A 17,201-nucleotide genomic window follows, 5' to 3' on the forward strand; every position below is an offset into this window, starting at 1 on the left:
AGCTCACGACGATGGCGCAGAAGAAGGCGAAGCGAGCCGACAGGGATTTGGAGAAGACGTATCCCCGCAAGGACTTCGTCGCGAAGCTGCGGCGGCTGGCGGACGCCATCGAGGCAGGCAAGGCCTTCAACATCCAGGTCGCCGGCGAGCGCCTGCGCATCCCCGCCGACGCGCTCTTCAACATCGAGCACGAGCGCGAGGACGGCGTGGACGAGGTCGAGTTCCAGCTCCGCTGGCAGCGCGAATGAGGCTCAGTTCCGCGTCGTCTTGAAGCGGCTGGTGACGGCGGTGAGCCCCTCGGCCACCGCCTGCAGGTCCTGCGCGATGCGCGTCGTGCGGCCCGTCGCGTCCACGCCCTGCTTCACCAGCTCCGCGACGTTGCGAGCGCCCTGCACGGCCTGCTCGCTGGACTGACGCTGCTGCCGGGTGGCGATGGTGATTTGCCGCGCCGCCTCGCTGGTGCCTCGCGCCAGTTCGACGATGCGCTGGAACACGGAGGAGGCCTGCTCGGCCACCTCCACGCCCCGGTCGCTGGTGGCCATGCCCACGCGCGCCTTGGCCGCCGCCTCCTCGCCGGAGTCCTGCACCTTCTCCACGATTCGGGCGATGTCGCGCGCGGAGGCGGACACGTTCTCCGCCAGCTTGCGCATCTCCGCGGCCACGAGCGAGAAGCCCCGGCCCACCTCGCCCGCCTTGGTGCCCTCCAGCGCCGCGTTCAGCGCCAGCAGGTCGGAGCGCTCCGCCACCTGGTTGATGACCTGGGCGATCTTCGACACCTGCTGGAGGTCCTGGTTGAGACCGACAATCGCGTCCGCCACGCCCTTGGACTCGGTGCGGATGTCGTTGATGCCGGCGACCACCTGGGCCACCACCGCCATGGCCTCGGCCACCGCTTCGTGCGTGCGGCGCGCGCTCGACTCCACCACCTCGGTGGAGCTGGAAATCTGCTCGGCGGTGCGGCTCAGCTCCTCGAACGTGGCGGCGATCTGCTGCGCGTACGCCGCCTGCTGACTGATGACGTGCTCCTGGTCCGCGGACGCGCCCAGCAGGCCGCGCGAGGCCCCGGACAACTGCTCCGTCCGAGACACCATCTCCATCACCGAGCCGCGCAGGGTGCCCAGCATCTTGTTGAAGGACTGCGCCATGAGCCGCACTTCACCGGTGGCCGGCACATCCAACTCGCCGCGGGACATGTCGCCCCGGGCCACGTCCCGCACCACCTCCGTCACCCGGGCCACGGGCTCGGCGATGGCGCGGCTGATGAAGAGCGACAGCGCCAGACCCAACATCAGCGCGCCCGCGAGCCCCGCCACCACGGCGCCCCGCATGTCGTCCACCGACGTCAGCGCCTCTTGCACGCTGAAGCCCGCCACGTAGACGCGCTCCGCGCTGGCACAGCGCACTGACACCTCGTCGCGCTGGCTGGCCGTCACGCAGCCCTCCATCCCCACCCCGCCCAGCGAACGGGCCGACGCGGGGATGAGGCCGCGCGCGTGCAGCACCGTGCCATCCGCCCCCAGCAGCCCCTGGTAGCGCAGCGTGAAGCCGCCGCGCTCACTCACCGACTCGGGGGCCTCCAGCAGCGACAGCACGTCCTTCACCCGGGACATGGACTCCGGCGAGCCGTCCGCCGTCAGCAGCGCGGGGTGCTGGGACATGAGCCGCCCCACCACCCGCACCCGCTTCTGGAGCAGCTCCATGGTGACTTCCCGCTGGTGCATGGGGAAGTACGCGATGCAGAAGCCCACCACCGCCAGGCAGGGCACGACCACCGCGATGGCCACCTGCGTCCGCAAGCCGAGCCGGCCCCACATGCGTAGTCGTCTCCCCGGTGAGAAAGTTTCACGCCGGTTGGATGACCGGCGTACTCGGACGGTAGGCGTCCCTTCGCGGAGCGTCAAACCGGCCGGCCGGCGCCAGGGCGGGCGGGCCGCTGATCCACGCCAGGGCGGCTTCAAGCCAGCATGAACACCGCTTTTCGCCGTTATTCTAAGGGGTTGGCGCGACGCCCCCTGGACTTTCCCTTTGACATGGTGAGCGCGGTGAAATTAGGTTCCGCGCGCGATGACTCCGACTCCCCTCACGCCCTACCTGCCGCTGGCCGTGGTCCTGCTGCTGGCGGGTGGCATGGCGATGCTGATTCCCCAGATCACCACGCGGCTGGGTCCCCGCCGTCCGAGCGCCATCAAGGCCACCGCCTTCGAGGCCGGCTCCGAGTCGAGCGGCCCGGCGCGGCAGCGCTTCGCGGTGAAGTTCTACGTCGTGGCGCTGCTGTTCATCGTGTTCGACGTGGAAGCGGTGTTCCTGTACCCCTGGGCGGTGAACTTCCAGGCGCTCGGCTGGTTCGGGTACGTGGAGATGCTCGTTTTCGCTGTGACGCTGGTGGTCGGCCTTATCTATATCTGGAAGAAGGGCGCCCTGGACTGGGAGAGCTGAGACATCATGGCTGACGCTGACCTCGGAAACATCGTTACGACGCGCCGCGAAGAGTCCATGGGCTGGCTCCAGTCCATCGTCTCCAAGGGCCTCGGTTGGGCGCGCAAGTACTCGCTCTTCACCTACCCGTACGCCACGGCCTGCTGCGGCATGGAGTACATGTCCGTGGCCGCCAGCCGGCACGACATCTCCCGCTTCGGCGCCGAGTTCCCCCGGTTCTCGCCCCGTCAGGCGGATCTGCTGATGGTGGTGGGCACCATCAACCTGAAGCAGGCCCCCATCCTCAAGCGCGTCTACGAGCAGATGGCCGAGCCCAAGTGGGTCGTGTCCTTCGGCGTGTGCGCGTCCTCGGGCGGCTTCTACGACAACTACGCGGTGCTCCAGGGCATCGACCGCATCATCCCGGTGGACGTGTACATCCCCGGCTGCCCGCCGCGCCCGGAGCAGGTGCTCGACGGCCTGATGCTGCTGCAGGACAAGATTGGCAACCAGGTCCACCGCATCGCGGACCGCGAGCAGCCGAACCCCACGGCCGCGCGGCATGACCTGCTGCTGTCCATGAACAAGTAACGCGCCCCACGCGCGGTACCACTCGGGCCCCGCCCGCTCCCGCTCACCCGAGCGGAAGCGCCGGGGCCCCGGTGTTTCTGGCGGCTACCAGCGGTGATACGCGGGGTGGCCCGGCTTCACGGCGACGAAGGTGCCCCGGCAGATGGCCGTCACCTTCCCGCCCGCGGTGAGCGTGCCTTCGATGACGGCGCGGTCCCCCTGAATCTCCACCGGCTTCGCGGAGAGCTGCAGCGGCCCGGCCATGGGCGTGGGGCGCTTCAGCGTAATCGCGTACTCGGCGGTGACGGTGCAGGGCGGCGCGTCCGCGCCTTGCGCGCGCATCAGGTGGTACGCCGCCGTCCAGTTGCAGTGACAGTCCAGCAGCGTGCCCACGATTCCGCCGCTGAGGACCCCGTCGAACGCGTGGTGGTGCGCCTGCGGCGTCCAGTCCGCGACGACGGCGTCACCCTCCACGCGGCTGCGGATGCGCAGGCCCTGTGCGTTGGCCGGGCCGCAGCCGAAGCAACTGTTCTGGGGAGCGTAGCGTTCCTGAAGGCTGGGGGTTTCCGGAGTCATGGCCGGCCACCTTACGCCAGCGTCCCGGGGCCGTGCGGCCCTGCACGCCGTCGAACCACGCCTCCAGCGCGATGGCGTCCGGCCCTTCACAGTCGCCCGAGCAGGCGCGCAGCACGCGCCCGTCCGCCTGTGGCCGGTCCACCCACCACCGCGCGCCATCGAAGGCGCCCACGTCCTTCTCCTGGAGGATGCCCGCGTGCGCCGCGGGACCCATCTCCACCACGCCATCCGGGCGGATGCGGTACGCGTCGAAGGCGCGCGGCGCGCCCGGCCAATGCCCCGGGTCGAACACCTCCGGCAACACGTGCGTGAAGCCCGTCTCCGCGTACAGCGACAGCGGGGCCCAGGCCTCGCCGCGCAGCAGCGGCGCCAGTGACACGCCATCCACATCCGTCAGGCCCGGCAGTCCGGACAGCTCCAGCAACGTGGGCCCCACATCCACCAGTCGCACCAGCGCGTCCACGGACGCGGGCCCCGTCCCCCGCCCGCGCGGTGGCTTCACCGCCAACAGGATGCGGTTCTCCTCTTCCGACAGCCGAGCGCCATGAACGGGCGTGGCGCCGGCCAGGTCCTCGCGGTCCGCGTGGAAGCTCTCGCCGTGGTCCGACATCAAGAGGATGAGCGCGTCGTCATAGCGCCCCGAGCGGCGCAGCGCGTCCAGCAACATCCCCACCTGCGCGTCCGCCTGCGCGATGAGTTCGTCATAGAGCGCCTCCGCGCCCGGGCGATTCCAGCCCCCCTTCGCCCCCGGAGACACGGGCGCGAAGTGCATGCGCAACCGCCGCTCCAGCGGCTCCGAGGCGGAGACGAAGCGCCGGTAGAACGGGTGGACCGGGTCCCCGGGGAAGTGCGCCGCCGTCGCGTGGAAGGCGAACAACGTGGGGCCCTGGCTCGCCTCGTCCACGAGCCGTGACGCCAGCCGCTCCGAATACCCCATGGCGTCGTGGATGCCCGCCAGCGCGCGGTTGTCGATGAACTCGGGCAGCCAGGCCGCGCCCAGGGCGTTGTCCGCGAAGACGCCCACCGCGCGGTAGCGGAGCTTCTCCAGCAGGAAGTTCACCGCGCCGCGCGGCGGCTGAAGGCGCGTCTCGAAGCCGGACGCCGGCCCCTCCGCGTGGAAGCGCGAGCAGTCGGTGGCGAACACCGTGCGCCACCCGGCCTGGGCGAACGACTCGGCGAACGTGCGCTGGAGCTGCATCCGCGAGTCCGACGTCAGGGAGTAGCGAACCCCCGTCTCGTGCGGCCAGCGCGCCGTGAGCAGCGAACGCCACGCGGGCTCCGTCTGGGCAATGGGCGTGTACGCGCGGGTGAAGAGCGTCCCCTCCTCCAGCAGGCGCTCCACGTTCGGCGCCACCGCGCCCGTGCCTCCCTGGGACTTCAGCCGGTCCGGGCGGAAGGCGTCGATGCCAATCACGACGACCAGCGGATGCGCCGCCTGGCCCTGGCCCCACGTCCCCTGGCCCACCAGCAGCACCACCGCCGTGCCGGCCGCCGCCGCGCCCAGCCACAACGCGCGCCGTCCGCGCCCCGCGCCCGAGCGCAGCACCCACGCCGCCGCATGCACCGCCAGCCACCCCACCGCGAAGGCGCGCGGGTGCCAGGGCTCCCCATGGTCCACCAGCCAGGCCAGTAGCGAACGGAGCGCGGGCAAATCATCGAAGAGCGCGGGCCGCGCGATGGCCCGGTCCCACGCCAAGAGCGAGAACAGCAGCAGCCCCTGCCCCAGCGTCGCCAGCGCGCCACCCTTGCCCCAGGCGCGGGCCAGCAACGTCGCCGCCGCCGCGAGCAGTGCGCCCGCCGCCGCGTACACGGCCGCCACGCGCAAAAGCAGTCCTGGGATGACGGGCTGCACGGCCGCCATCAGCGCCGCGTAGGGGCCCTCCACGGGGATGTCCATGCCCACCACGCCTGAACGCAGGAGCAGCCACGACTCGCCCGCGAACAACAACAACCCCAGCGCGGCGCCAGCAAGCAGACGAACGAACCAGGAGCGAAGGATGCCGGACGGGGGGAGCTCGGGCATGACCTGGACTTCTATACCCGATTGCAACAGCCGCGTGCCTGCGCGGGCCCCCCGCATTTGGGGGATGCGCCCGAACCCGGATATGAACAATTTGCGTGCGATTGAACCCCACCAGCGCGACCGGCCCCGCCGGCCCTGAAATGCCAGACGCCCCGCTCCCCGAGGGCAGCCAGGATTTGGTGAGCCAGGCGCTGGACGTCGAGCGCTATCACCACGCCCGGCAGATGGCCCGGCTGCGGCTGGTGGCCGTCACCCTGCTGCTGGGCGTGGCCCTCCACCAATCCACGCTGAGCGCCAAGGCGGACTGGGCCGTGTATCTGGTCCCGCTGGGCGGCTACTGGCTCTGCACCGTCCTGGGCATGGTGGCGGTGGCCCGCTGGCGCCACGGCGTCTGGTGGGCGGGCCTCACGCTGGCCTTCGTGGACGCGCCCGCCATCTATTGGATGCAGCACCTGGCCATTCCGGTGTCGCCCTCTCCCGGAGGCGTGGCCGGCTTCTCGCTGGGCATCTACACCGTGCTGGTGCTGCTGGCGGCCTTGTCCCTGCGCCGCTCCGTGACGGCCATCGTCATGACGGTGGCCGCCATCGCCGAGGTCCGGCTCCAGTACGAAGCGGGCATCGGCGCCGGCGCGCAGATCGCCGCGGTGGTGCTGCTGGGAATCACGGCCGCGGGCGCCCATTACCTGCTGGGCCGCATCCGCACCCTGTCCGCCGCCGTGTCCCGCGAGGAGCTCAAGCGCGCCCGCCTGGGGCGTTACTTCTCGCCCTCAGTAGCAGACCGACTGCAACGCCAGGCCTCCCTGCCCCCGGAGCTGCGCGAGGTCACCGTGCTCTTCGCGGACCTGCGGGACTTCACCGCGCTGAGCGAGCGGATGCCGCCCGAGCAGGTGGTCGAGGTCCTCAACGAGTACTACGGCCGCATGGTGGAGGTCGTGTTCCGCCATGGCGGAACGTTGGACAAGTTCATCGGGGACGCGCTCATGGTGTACTTCGGCGCCCCGCTGGATGACGCCCACCACCCCCTCAGCGCGGTGCGCTGCGCCCTGGACATGGTGGCGGAGCTGGAGGCGGTCAACGCCGAGCGGGCCGCCCGGGGCGTCCCCGGCCTCCGCATGGGGGTGGGCATCCACACCGGGCCCGTCGTCCTGGGGAACATCGGCTCCACCACCCGCCGCCTGGAGTACACCGCCATTGGCGACACGGTGAACGTGGCCTCCCGCATCGAGCAGCTCACGAAGGGAGCCGGCGTCCCGGTCCTCGCCTCCCAGGCCACCCGGGAGCGCTGCGCGGAGACCTTCGACTGGGTATCGGTGGCCCCGGCCTCGGTTCCTGGAAAGCGCCTGCCCGTGGCCACCTTTTCCCCGAGTGTGGGACAAGTCGGGGCCATTCGGGCGGCCGGCTGATCCACCCCCTGTCCGGGTCGCCAGCATCCCTCCCACCGCGTCATGCGCAACGCCCGCTTCTGGGCCTCCTAAGTGGGCTACATGGTTGAGGGTTTACGTTGACGCACCCCGCGAGGGCTCCTTATAAAGCCGCGGATTCTTCTCCCTTAGTCATTGGGGCCCCCTTGAGCACTTTCGCGTTGGACAGGGTCTCCGCCCAGCTCCCAGAGGCGGTGGCGGATCGCTACGTGGACCGGACCGGAGGCGCCTGGGCCGTCATCCATGCTGACTCGCTCCCGAAGGTCGCCGCGTTCCTGAAGAACGACCCGGAGTTGGAGTTCAAGCTGTTCGGCTCCATCGACGCCGTGGATCGGCTGCACCTGGCGGAGAGCGACCCTCGCTTCGAGGTCGTCTACTTCCTCTACTCGCTCAAGCGGCACGAGCACGTGCGGCTGAAGGTGCGCGTGAGCGAAGCCAACCCGGTGGTGCCCACGCTGGTGCCGCTGTTCCGGGGCGCCAACTGGTGGGAGCGGTTGACCTTCGACTTCTACGGCATCCAGTTCGCCGGGCACCCCGACCTGCGCCGCATCCTCCTGTACGACGAGTTCAAGGGGCACCCGCTGCGCAAGGACTACGCGCTGCGCGACCGGCAGCCGCTCATCCCCGAGCGCCCCATCAAGGACATCTTCCGCGGCCCCGGCACCAGCGGGCTCTCCTGAGCGAGGACATCCATGGCTGACACCCATAAGCCCGACGAAGCGCCGAACCCCGATACCGACTCGTACGCCCACGAGTCGGAGCTGGAGGCCCACCTCCAGACCAAGCGGATGGTCATCAACATGGGCCCCTCCCACCCGGCCACGCACGGCACCGTGCGGCTGAAGGTGGAGCTCGAGGGTGAGACGATCGTCAAGATCGACCCTGAGATTGGCTTCCTGCACCGCGGCTTCCAGAAGAGCTGCGAGAACGTCACGTGGACGCAGTGCCTGCCCTACACGGACCGGCTCAACTACCTGTCCGCGATGATGAACAACTTCGGGTTCCTCAACGCCGTGGAGAAGCTCATCGGCCTGGAGATTCCCGAGCGCGCCCAGTACATCCGCGTCATCGGCTCCGAGCTGCACCGGCTGACGGACCACCTGACGTGCGTGGGCGCCACCGGCCTGGAGATGGGCGGCTTCGCGCCGTTCCTCCTCGCCATGGAGTTCCGCGAGCTGCTGCATGACCGCACCGCCGAGCTGACCGGCGCGCGCCTCACCACCAGCTTCGGCCGCGTGGGTGGCAGCAACCGCGACCTGCCCGAGGGCTGGATTCCGCTCGTCCGCAAGACGCTGGACCAGGGCGTCGCGCTGCTCGACGAGATGGAAGGCCTGCTGACGAACAACCGCATCTTCGTGGACCGCACGAAGGGCACGGGTGTCATCAGCGCCGAGGACGCCATCGAGTTCGGCTACACCGGCCCCGCCCTGCGCGCGTGCGGCGTGGACTACGACATCCGCAAGACGAAGCCGTACTGGGTCTACGACCGGTTCGACTTCGACGTCCCGCTGGGCGAGCACGGCGACAACTACGACCGCTACCTCGTCCGGCTCGAGGAGATGCGTCAGTCCATCCGCATCCTGCGCCAGGCGATGGACACCATCCCCGCCGGCCCCATCATCGTGGATGACTGGCGCATCGCGCTGCCGCCCAAGCCCGAGGTCTACGGGACCATCGAAGGCGTGATGTCGCACTTCAAGCTGGTGATGGAGGGCATCCAGGTGCCCCCCGGTGAGGTGTACGACGCCACCGAGGCCTCCAACGGCGAGCTGGGCTGGTACCTGGTGAGCGACGGCCGCGGCCGGCCGTACAAGGTCCACGTGCGCGCGCCGGGCTTCCCCGTGCTCGCGGCGGTTCCGCACATCATCGAAGGCAAGATGCTCGCGGACCTCATCCCCACGTTTGACACCATCAACATGATCGGCGGCGAGGTCGAGCAGTGAGCGACAACGACACGAAGAAGCCCACCGGTGATGCGCAGCCGCCTCCGAAGGGGGCGCCCACGGACTCGCCCGCGGCCAAGACGGGCCCGGAGCCGTCCAACCCGCCCGCCGGCGCGAAGCTGGACAACCCGCCCGCCGCCGCCAGCGGCCCCACGGGGACGCCTCCGCCCAAGCCGCCCTCCGGTCCGCCGCCCAAGCCGGCGCCGAAGAACCCGGGGTTCATCACCGCCACCATCGACGGCAAGGAAGTCGTGGTGAAGCCGGGGACGAACATGATCGAGGCGGCCAAGGCGGTCGGCTCGGACATCCCCTACTACTGCTACCACCCGCGCCTCTCCATCGCGGCCAACTGCCGCATCTGCCTCATCGAGGCGTCCAACGCGCCCAAGATGGTGCCCGCGTGCCAGACGCCCATGGCCGAAGGCCAGGTCGTCAAGACGACCACGCCCAAGGTGAAGGAGCAGCAGCGCGCGGTGATGGAGTTCCTGCTGCTGAACCACCCGGTCGACTGCTCCATCTGCGACCAGGCCGGTGAGTGCAAGCTGCAGGACTACTACATGAAGTACGACTACCGGCCCTCGCGCCTGGAGGGCACCAAGGCCCTCAAGAACAAGCGCAAGGTGCTGGGGCCCCGCGTCGTCATCGACCAGGAGCGCTGCATCATGTGCACGCGCTGCGTGCGCGTGATGAACGAAGTGGCCAAGGAGCCGCAGCTCGGCGTGTTCGGCCGCGGCAGCCACGAGCGCATCGACGTGTTCCCGGGCAGCGAGCTGAGCAGCAACTACTCGCTCAACACCGTGGACGTGTGCCCGGTGGGCGCGCTGCTCAGCCGCGACTTCCGCTTCAAGGCGCGCGCGTGGTTCCTGTCCGCCACCCCGTCGGTGTGCACCGGCTGCTCGCGCGGCTGCACCACCTACGTGGACTGGATGTCGCAGGACTCGTACCGCTACCGCCCGCGTGAGAACGAGGCCGTCAACAAGAGCTGGATGTGCGACGAGGGCCGCCTCACCTACAAGTACCTGAACGTGGGCCGCGTGCTGCAGGCCCAGGTGGGCCGCCGCGCCAGCCGCTCCGGTGAGGCCGAGCCCGTCACCAGCCGCAAGGAGGCCGTGCAGGCCGCCGCCAAGGCGCTGCGCCCGCTCACGGGTGGCAAGCAGTTGGCGGTGCTGGCCTCGCCCCTGGCCTCCAACGAGGACCTGCTGGCGGGCCTGAGCTTCGCCAAGGTCACGCTGGGCGTGTCCACCGTCTACGTGGGAGGCCGTCCGTCGGGCGCCGCCGACCACTTCCTGATGACGGCGGACAAGAACCCCAACCGCAAGGGCCTGGAGCTCATCGCCAAGGGCCTGGGCCTCAAGCTGGAGACCTTCGACGCGCTGAGCACCGCGCTGAAGGCGGGCACCGTGAAGGGGCTCTACGCCATTGGCACCGAGGTGCCGGGCAACGTGGAGTCCTTCGCGCAGGCCACAGGTCAGCTCGACGTGTTCGTCGCGCAGGCCTTCAGCGAGTCCCCCATCACCGCGCAGGCCACGGTGCTGCTGCCGGCCGCCGTCCCCGTCGAGGACGAGGGCTCCTTCGTGCAGCAGGACGGCATCATCCAGCGCTTCCGCAAGGCGTACCCGCCCAAGGGCGACGTGCTCCCCGGCTGGAAGTGGGTGGCGGAGCTGACGCGCGAGCTGGGCGGTGAGTCCCCCGCTTGGAGCCACGCGCGCGACGTGTGGCGCGAGCTGGCGGGCAAGGTCGCCGAGTTCGCCGAGTTCAATTGGGAAAAGGCGTCTCCGGCGGACCGGGAGAAGCCGGGCATCAATCCGCTGCCGGCAGGTGCCGACGGTCGCCCCGCCGGGTACCGTGAGTTCGGCACGCCTCGGGTGAGGGGTATCTAGTCATGAGCCGCGTACTGACGATTCTCGTCGCCATGTTCACCATCGTCTTCCTGATGGCGGGTGGCATGGCGTCGGCCTACCTCGTGGGTGGGCTGGTGGAGGAACACTGGTTCACGGGCGCGAGCCGGTTGACCAACGTGCTGTTCCTCGTGCTCGTCTTCGTGATGGTCATCGCGACGCTGCTGACCATGGCGGAGCGCAAGTGGAGCGCGTTCATCCAGGACCGCATGGGTCCCAACCGCGCGCGCATCGCCCTGCCCGGCCTGAAGAACCGTTCCCTGGGCGGCCTCCCGCACATCCTCACGGACGTGCTGAAGATGCTGACCAAGGAGGACCTGATTCCGGCGACGGCCAACCGGTTCATGTTCAACCTGGGCCCCATCCTCGCCTTCGCGCCGACCTTCGCGCTGTTCGCCGTGGTGCCCGCGGGCCCGTCGGTGACGGTGTTCGGTCACCGGGTGGACATGGTGGTGGCCACGCCGGACTTCGGCATCCTCTACGTGCTCGCCATCGCCTCGCTGGCCGTCTACGGCACCGCGCTGGCCGGCTGGGCGTCCAACAACAAGTTCGCGCTGCTGGGCGGCGTGCGCGCCACCTCGCAGATGATCTCCTACGAGGTCGCGCTCGGCCTGTCGCTGGTCGGCCTGTTCCTGATTTTCTCGTCGGTGCAGTTCCCGGCCATCATCGGTGACATCGGCCACGCGATGGGCGGCGGCACCGGACAGGCGCAGTACCTGTGGCGCACCGACGGCGCGTTCGACCTGGGCCTGCCGGCCTGGGGCATCATCATCCAGCCGCTGGGCTTCCTGCTCTTCTTCGCCGCGTCCTTCGCGGAGACCAAGCGCGCCCCGTTCGACCTGCCCGAAGGCGAGTCCGAAATCATCGGCTACTTCGTCGAGTACTCCGGCATGAAGTTCGGCCTCTTCATGATCTCCGAGTTCGTGGAGGTCGTGGTGCTCGCCGGCGTGACGACGGCGCTCTTCTTCGGCGGCTACCACCTGCCCTTCGGCAACGAGTGGCTGGCCAACCTGCCCGTCATGCAGGAGCACGGCTGGCTGCTGGGCACCATCCTGGGCACGGTGTTCTGGCTGAAGGTGCTGTTCCTCATCTGGGTGCAGTTGCTCATCCGCTGGACGTTCCCCCGCTTCCGCTACGACCAGATTCAGTCCCTGGGCTGGAAGATTCTCCTGCCCATCGGCCTGGTGAACGTGTTCGCGACCGGCGCGCTGGTCCTCTGGGATCCGTCCCTGCGGGCGCTGGCGGTGCTGGGCATGGTGGAGATTGGGTTGCTCGTGGTGTTGACCACGACAACGAAGGTCCCAGAAGGCGGCGATGCCCATGGCGGTGCGCACGGCGCGCACGGTCATGGCCACGACCATGGACACGGTGGGCACGGCGCCCATGACCTCCCGGCGCACGCCCACGGCGCGGCCCCGGCCTCCACCCACTAGGCCGCAGCTTTCGGCCCCTGCATCCGGGAATCGAGAACCCACATGGCCTACAAGGTTAGCAAGGACCCTCGCACCGACATCCGCGAGCGCGCCTATGTGCCCAACCTCCTCCGCGGGTTGGGCATCACCGCGAAGCACTTCTTCCGCAATCTCTTCGGCACGCGTGACACCAACACGCAGGTGGTGGACCGCACCGGCACCAGCCTGATGACGACGGTGGCGTACCCCGACGAGAAGCCCATCTACCCCGAGGGCTACCGCGGCCTGCACCGGCTGGTTCCGCGCGAGGATGGCAAGCCGCGCTGCGTGGCTTGCTACATGTGCGCCACCATCTGCCCGGCGCAGTGCATCTACATCGAGGCGGGCGAGTACGGCGAAGAGGGCGGCGACGCGGAGGACCGCGTCATCGAGAAGTACCCCACCCAGTTCGTCATCGACGAGCTGCGCTGCATCGTGTGCGGCCTCTGCGTGGATGCGTGCCCCAAGGACGCCATCCGCATGGACACGTACACGCACACCCCGCCCGAGTACACGCGGCAGAACTTCGTCTACGACATCCCGAAGCTGCTCAAGGGCGCGCCGGTGTCGCACCCGTCGGACCCGTGGAACAAGCGCGAGGGCTCCGAGCAGCCGCACCACGTCCACAAGGAAGCGCACACGCGCATCGGCGAGGGCCTGGTGGAGCTGAAGCTGCCCCACGGCGACCACGGGCACGGGGACCACGGCCACGGCAAGGCGCTCCCCGCGGGCGCCCACGGCCACCAGACGGTGGTGACGCAGCAGGGCCCCATCCAGGTGACCAAGTTCATCAAGTGAATCCAGATTCCCTGCGAGGCCCGTAAGCGCCTCGCCAGGATTCCCGGCCCGCCCTCCCGCGTTGAAGCGGAAGGCGGGCCGGCGCTTTTTCAGGGGGCTGGTGGTGAGGATGAAGCTCTTCAATACGCTTGGTGGCGGAGCATGCGCGGCGCGCGCTGCAAGGCACGGTGAGCGCTCCCTCCGGGAGTCGCCGCCGTGAAGCGCTACCGGCTGTCGGTGTGCAAGGGCTCCAGTTGCAAGGCGGGCGGCGCGGATGCCGTCTACGCCGAGGCCCGGGACTCGCTGTCAGGCCAGGGCCTGGTGCCCCGCTGCGAGCTGTACCGCGGCGGCTGCTACGGCTTCTGCCACATGGGTCCCAACGTCGTCGTGCGCGAGGACACCGGCCGCAAGCGCGACCCGCTGTCCCCGGAGGACTACCAACTCATGGGGTGGGACGGTGAGGTGTACTACTCCGAGATGACGCCGGAGAAGATGCGCCGCGTGGTGTCGGAGCACATCGCGAAGGACGCCCCGGTGAAGGAGCTCTTCGGCCAGCCGGACTCGGACTGCGGCGAGGACTGAGTCACGCCGCGGCGGCGGAGGGTCCGGACGCGTCCACGCCGTGCACGCCGTCCCAGTCCGCGGGCGGCGGCGTGACGAGGAAGCGGGCGCAGCGCTCGGCGTAGAGCACCGCCACGGTGTCCAGGAACTCGTGGGCGGCCCGCTCGAAGAGCGCATGCGCCTCCGCGAAGCGCCGCTGGTGGTAGGCGGTGAGCGCCTGCTCGTGAAGCGCGAGCTGCTCCTGCATGCGAGGGGTGAGCTCTCCCCGCCGCGCCACCAGCTCATGCACCCGCACCGGCTGCGCGCGGCCCGGGAAGCGCACGTGGTCCACCATGCGGAAGACGTAGCTGCTGCTGGCGAGCTGCGCCGTCGTCTCGCCGGCCAGCACATGGGTGCCGTACACCTTGTTGATGGCCTCCAGGCGCGACGCGAGCCCCACCGCGTCTCCGAGCACGGTGTAGTTGGACTTCATCTCGCTGCCCAGGTCGCCCACCACCAGCTCCCCGGTGTCCACCGCGGCGCGGAACGTCAGGCGGTGGCCGTACTTCTTCTCCCAGGCGTCCTGACACTCGGCCAGCACCTCGTGCATCTTCAGCGCGGCCTCGCAGGCCAGATGCGCGTGGCGGTCCGTGCGCACCGGCGCGCCCCAGAAGGCCATCACCGAGTCGCCGATGTACTTGTCCACCTGCCCCGCCGTGGCCCGCACCACCGCGGCGATTTCCGTGAGGTACGCGTTGAAGAGGCCCACGAGCTGCTCGGGCGGCAGGCCCTCCGAGATGCGCGTGAAGCCCTCGATGTCGCAGACGTACACGGACATCTGCCGGCGCTCGGGACGCATCAGGCTCAAGTCCCGCGCCACCAGCCGCGCCACGTCCGGACTCACGTACCGGCCGAGCGCGTTGTGCACGAAGTCGCGAATCTGCCGCTCGGTGCCGTAGGCATAGCGGATGGTGACGACGAAGGCGCCCACCATGGCCAACAGCGGCCCGGCCATGGCCACCCAGAGGCGCTGTTCGACGAAGACGTACGCGGCGCCGAAGGCGTAGCCCGCGCCCGCCGCGACGAGGAAGCCCACGTAGAGCACGGCGCCGCGCACCGAGCGCAGCAGGAAGCTGAGCGACAGCGCGAGGAAGGCGCCGAGGAAGGCCAGCCCCACGGTGAGCAGCAGGTCCAAATCCGGCGAGGCGCGGGTGATGCCGTCCGAGCGCAGGAGGTTGGCCAGGGCCTGCCCCAGAATCGCGCCGCTGGGTGTCTCCGCGCCCATGGGCGTGGCCCGCACGTGCCCGGGCTCGCCCGCCGTCTTCGTGAGGATGACGGTGCGGCCCTCCAAGTCGTTCTCGAAGCGCGCGGGGCGCTCGTCCGCCACGTCGAAGACGTTGAGCAGCACGTTCCACGCGCGGATGGAGCGCGCCAGCGAGCCGCGGGAGCCCCGGCCCACGTTGGGCGCGTCCCAGCGCAGCAGGCTGAGGCCCGAGGGGCTCATGGGGATGGCGTAGGCGTCCCCCACGTGCAGCTTGCCGTCCTCGTAGCGGAGCGTGCGCGTCTCGGCCAGGCGCATGGCCGCGGCCAGCGGCAGCGACGGCAGGATGTACCGTCTGCCTCGGAGGGTATGGCTCACCAGGTGGGGAATGGCGCGCACCTGCCCATCCGGGTCGGCCAGGAGCGTGGTGGCCCCGAAACCCGCGCCGGCGCCCAAGAGCGGCACCACGGGGTGCTGGAGGTGGCGCAGCTCGACGAGCTCCGCCGCGTCCAGGCCCACCACCTCCACGGCCGACATCGCGACGAAGAGCTCCGTGGGCCCCACGCGGTAGGCGTCGTCCGCGGCCCGGCGCTCCTCGAGGATGGGCGTCGTGGCGCCCAGCCGCGCGCCCAGGGCCTTGCCGTCCGCCTCGTCCGTGACACCGGCCCACACCTCAATCTGACTTCCCGCGGGCAGGATGAACGCGGGGCGCTGCGCGGCGAGCACGGCCTGGGCGCGGGCATGCGCCTGCGCGGGCGCGTCGTAGAGGCCCAGCTTCACGCGGTAGGGCCAGAGCCGGTTGGCCGGGGGCAACACGCGCGGGCCCTGGGACTCCCAGGTGAACCCGAGCAGCGCGCGGCCGGGGTCCTTCTCCAACAAGGCCGCGAAGGCCGCGTCGTCGCAGGACATCGCGTGCGGTGGCGCGGCGCCGGTGCAGGCGTTGGGGCTGAGGTCCGTGAAGGGCAGGTCCACGAGGACGAACAACGCGCCCTCCTGCACCAGCCGGTGCACCATCCGCCCCACAAGCTGCCGGGGCCAGGGTTGGGCCGCCACGCCGGGGCGCACGTCCTGCCGGGCCTCGGCCAGCGTCTCGTCGTCGATGGCGATGACCACGGCCTCGTCCGGGCGCTCGGAGCGCTCACCGAGAACCCGCACGCGCCAGTCGTAGGTGACGCGCTCCCAGCCGTCCAGCCACCCCTGCGCGGTGTCGAACACGGCCGTGGGAACCCAGGCCCTCGACGACTCCCGCGCCGGCACGACGCCGGCCGGGCGCAGGTACACGAGCAGCCCCAGCACTCCGCCGAAGAAGAGTGCCATCAACAGGGAGACGCCAAGCCGCTTCAGGAAGCGCCGGCCTGCGAAGTGAACGCGGTGACCTTGCACGGGTGGGCCGCAGGATACCCCGAGTCGCCTCCGCGCGACGCGGTCCTTCGACGCGTGGCTGCTATGCTCGCGCGCTTATGAAACGCCTCCTGGTGTCCGCAGCGTTCGCCGCTTCCTCCCTCGCCCTCCTGGCCTGCGACCTGGACCAGCTCACCGCCGACCACCTCATGGTGGGGACGCTGCTCTCCACGCCGGAGGTGGAGGTGTCCGCCGCCGCGCTCGCGGGCGTCGACGCGGGCACCTACGCCCCCGACGGAGGCGATGTCCTGGCCCTGCCCGCCCAGACGGCCGCCGTCGTGTTCTTCGGAAGCAGGACGGGGGAGAACTCCCAGCCGTCGGGGCTCGCGGGCGCCACCGTCTCCGTGCAGCCCGTGGGCGGTGAGGCCACGGCGCTCTCCGACGAGGGCTCCGGCAACTACCGCCGCTCCAGCGTGGGCGCGTCCAACTTCGAGTACCAGTCCGGGGCCACGTACCAGTTCATCGCGACCCGAGGCGGCACGCGCTACGTGGGCCAGGTGGACAACGCGCCGATGAAGGAGACCATTGAGGCGCTCCACCCGCCCGAGGGCTTCCTGCGGGTCGACGCGAACACGCCCCTGTCCTTCGACCGGCCGGCGCCTCCGGCGAACACGGACCGCACGCTGGGCTTCGTCACCGTGGTGCCCCTGAGCGCCGAGGGCGCGCAGGGTGAGCCGACGTACACCAACCTCCCGTCGAGCCCGGTCCAGTTCCTCCAACTGGTGGGGTTGCCGGGCCCGTACCGGGAGGCGCGGGTCACGATTCCCGCGACGGCGTTCCCCCAGCGCGAGCAGACGTATCTCGTCATCTTCCACGCGGTGCGCATGGGCGGCGCGGAGTCCGGCAACCTGTTCCTCGGCAGCGCGCTGCTCGCGGGCACCGCCGAAGTGGGCGTGGTGCGCACGCGCTAGGCATGTGAGGTGCG

At 70.1% G+C, this 17,201-nt stretch carries 15 protein-coding genes; 11 read left to right on the forward strand and 4 right to left on the reverse strand.

The window, feature by feature from the left end; translation table 11 throughout:
* Positions 1-11: 11 nt before the first annotated feature.
* Positions 12-248 carry an amphi-Trp domain-containing protein gene (locus tag A176_RS20700; protein WP_002634885.1) on the forward strand — a complete coding sequence of 79 codons (237 nt, stop codon included), beginning with the start codon at positions 12-14 and terminating at the stop codon, positions 246-248.
* A gap of 3 nt (positions 249-251) precedes the next feature.
* Here the strand turns inward: A176_RS20700 and A176_RS20705 are convergent, their stop codons facing one another.
* Entirely contained in the window at positions 252-1,814 is a 1,563-nt protein-coding gene (locus A176_RS20705; protein WP_002634884.1) for a methyl-accepting chemotaxis protein, read from the reverse strand.
* A 250-nt stretch (positions 1,815-2,064) separates the two neighbouring features.
* Between A176_RS20705 and A176_RS20710 the strand changes: the two genes are divergently transcribed.
* Both A176_RS20710 and A176_RS20715 read left to right on the forward strand, forming a co-directional pair.
* A complete protein-coding gene (locus A176_RS20710; protein WP_002634883.1) occupies positions 2,065-2,436 on the forward strand; it encodes an NADH-quinone oxidoreductase subunit A in 372 nt (123 codons plus the stop codon).
* A gap of 6 nt (positions 2,437-2,442) precedes the next feature.
* Positions 2,443-3,006 carry an NADH-quinone oxidoreductase subunit B gene (locus A176_RS20715; protein WP_002634882.1) on the forward strand — a complete coding sequence of 188 codons (564 nt, stop codon included), beginning with the start codon at positions 2,443-2,445 and terminating at the stop codon, positions 3,004-3,006.
* Between the two features lie 84 nt (positions 3,007-3,090).
* Here the strand turns inward: A176_RS20715 and A176_RS20720 are convergent, their stop codons facing one another.
* Together A176_RS20720 and A176_RS20725 are read right to left on the reverse strand one after the other, a co-directional pair.
* Entirely contained in the window at positions 3,091-3,459 is a 369-nt protein-coding gene (locus A176_RS20720; protein WP_002634881.1) for a PaaI family thioesterase, read from the reverse strand.
* Positions 3,449-5,584 (reverse strand): sulfatase-like hydrolase/transferase, encoded by a 2,136-nt coding sequence (locus A176_RS20725; RefSeq protein ID WP_002634880.1) that lies wholly within the window; start codon positions 5,582-5,584, stop codon positions 3,449-3,451. Before A176_RS20725 ends, A176_RS20720 begins: the two co-directional genes overlap by 11 nt.
* 95 nt (positions 5,585-5,679) lie before the next feature.
* Between A176_RS20725 and A176_RS20730 the strand changes: the two genes are divergently transcribed.
* From A176_RS20730 to A176_RS20760, 7 genes are all read left to right on the forward strand, one after another.
* The gene (locus A176_RS20730) at positions 5,680-6,987 is read left to right on the forward strand and encodes an adenylate/guanylate cyclase domain-containing protein (RefSeq protein WP_002634879.1); all 1,308 of its coding nucleotides are present in this window, start codon (positions 5,680-5,682) and stop codon (positions 6,985-6,987) included.
* Between the two features lie 179 nt (positions 6,988-7,166).
* Positions 7,167-7,685, forward strand: a complete 519-nt coding sequence (locus A176_RS20735; RefSeq protein WP_002634878.1) for an NADH-quinone oxidoreductase subunit C — start codon at positions 7,167-7,169, stop codon at positions 7,683-7,685.
* A 12-nt stretch (positions 7,686-7,697) separates the two neighbouring features.
* Positions 7,698-8,948 carry an NADH dehydrogenase (quinone) subunit D gene (nuoD, locus tag A176_RS20740; protein ID WP_002634877.1) on the forward strand — a complete coding sequence of 417 codons (1,251 nt, stop codon included), beginning with the start codon at positions 7,698-7,700 and terminating at the stop codon, positions 8,946-8,948.
* Positions 8,945-10,828, forward strand: a complete 1,884-nt coding sequence (locus tag A176_RS20745) for an NADH-quinone oxidoreductase subunit G (RefSeq protein ID WP_002634876.1) — start codon at positions 8,945-8,947, stop codon at positions 10,826-10,828. The genes nuoD and A176_RS20745 overlap by 4 nt, the downstream gene beginning before the upstream one ends.
* A 2-nt stretch (positions 10,829-10,830) precedes the next feature.
* Positions 10,831-12,279 carry a complex I subunit 1/NuoH family protein gene (locus tag A176_RS20750; RefSeq protein WP_002634875.1) on the forward strand — a complete coding sequence of 483 codons (1,449 nt, stop codon included), beginning with the start codon at positions 10,831-10,833 and terminating at the stop codon, positions 12,277-12,279.
* Between the two features lie 42 nt (positions 12,280-12,321).
* Positions 12,322-13,095, forward strand: a complete 774-nt coding sequence (locus tag A176_RS20755) for a NuoI/complex I 23 kDa subunit family protein (RefSeq protein WP_002634874.1) — start codon at positions 12,322-12,324, stop codon at positions 13,093-13,095.
* Between the two features lie 195 nt (positions 13,096-13,290).
* Positions 13,291-13,656 carry a (2Fe-2S) ferredoxin domain-containing protein gene (locus tag A176_RS20760; RefSeq protein ID WP_002634873.1) on the forward strand — a complete coding sequence of 122 codons (366 nt, stop codon included), beginning with the start codon at positions 13,291-13,293 and terminating at the stop codon, positions 13,654-13,656.
* 1 nt (position 13,657) lies between these two features.
* Here the strand turns inward: A176_RS20760 and A176_RS20765 are convergent, their stop codons facing one another.
* Positions 13,658-16,192, reverse strand: coding sequence for an adenylate/guanylate cyclase domain-containing protein (locus tag A176_RS20765; RefSeq protein WP_044890141.1), 2,535 nt, complete (start codon positions 16,190-16,192; stop codon positions 13,658-13,660).
* 158 nt (positions 16,193-16,350) lie between these two features.
* Between A176_RS20765 and A176_RS20770 the strand changes: the two genes are divergently transcribed.
* Positions 16,351-17,187 carry a hypothetical protein gene (locus A176_RS20770; protein WP_002634871.1) on the forward strand — a complete coding sequence of 279 codons (837 nt, stop codon included), beginning with the start codon at positions 16,351-16,353 and terminating at the stop codon, positions 17,185-17,187.
* Positions 17,188-17,201: the final 14 nt, after the last annotated feature.

Source organism: Myxococcus hansupus, from assembly GCF_000280925.3.
GTDB classification, from domain to species: Bacteria; Myxococcota; Myxococcia; order Myxococcales; family Myxococcaceae; genus Myxococcus; species Myxococcus hansupus.

Coding starts and splice junctions, on each gene's coding strand:
- A176_RS20725 (WP_002634880.1), bottom strand. CDS start 5,584: ATGCCCGAGCTCCCCCCGTCCGGCATCCTTCGCTCCTGGTTCGTTCGT.
- A176_RS20705 (WP_002634884.1), bottom strand. CDS start 1,814: ATGTGGGGCCGGCTCGGCTTGCGGACGCAGGTGGCCATCGCGGTGGTC.
- nuoD (WP_002634877.1), top strand. CDS start 7,698: ATGGCTGACACCCATAAGCCCGACGAAGCGCCGAACCCCGATACCGAC.
- A176_RS20710 (WP_002634883.1), top strand. CDS start 2,065: ATGACTCCGACTCCCCTCACGCCCTACCTGCCGCTGGCCGTGGTCCTG.
- A176_RS20755 (WP_002634874.1), top strand. CDS start 12,322: ATGGCCTACAAGGTTAGCAAGGACCCTCGCACCGACATCCGCGAGCGC.
- A176_RS20750 (WP_002634875.1), top strand. CDS start 10,831: ATGAGCCGCGTACTGACGATTCTCGTCGCCATGTTCACCATCGTCTTC.
- A176_RS20765 (WP_044890141.1), bottom strand. CDS start 16,192: ATGGCACTCTTCTTCGGCGGAGTGCTGGGGCTGCTCGTGTACCTGCGC.
- A176_RS20715 (WP_002634882.1), top strand. CDS start 2,443: ATGGCTGACGCTGACCTCGGAAACATCGTTACGACGCGCCGCGAAGAG.
- A176_RS20700 (WP_002634885.1), top strand. CDS start 12: ATGGCGCAGAAGAAGGCGAAGCGAGCCGACAGGGATTTGGAGAAGACG.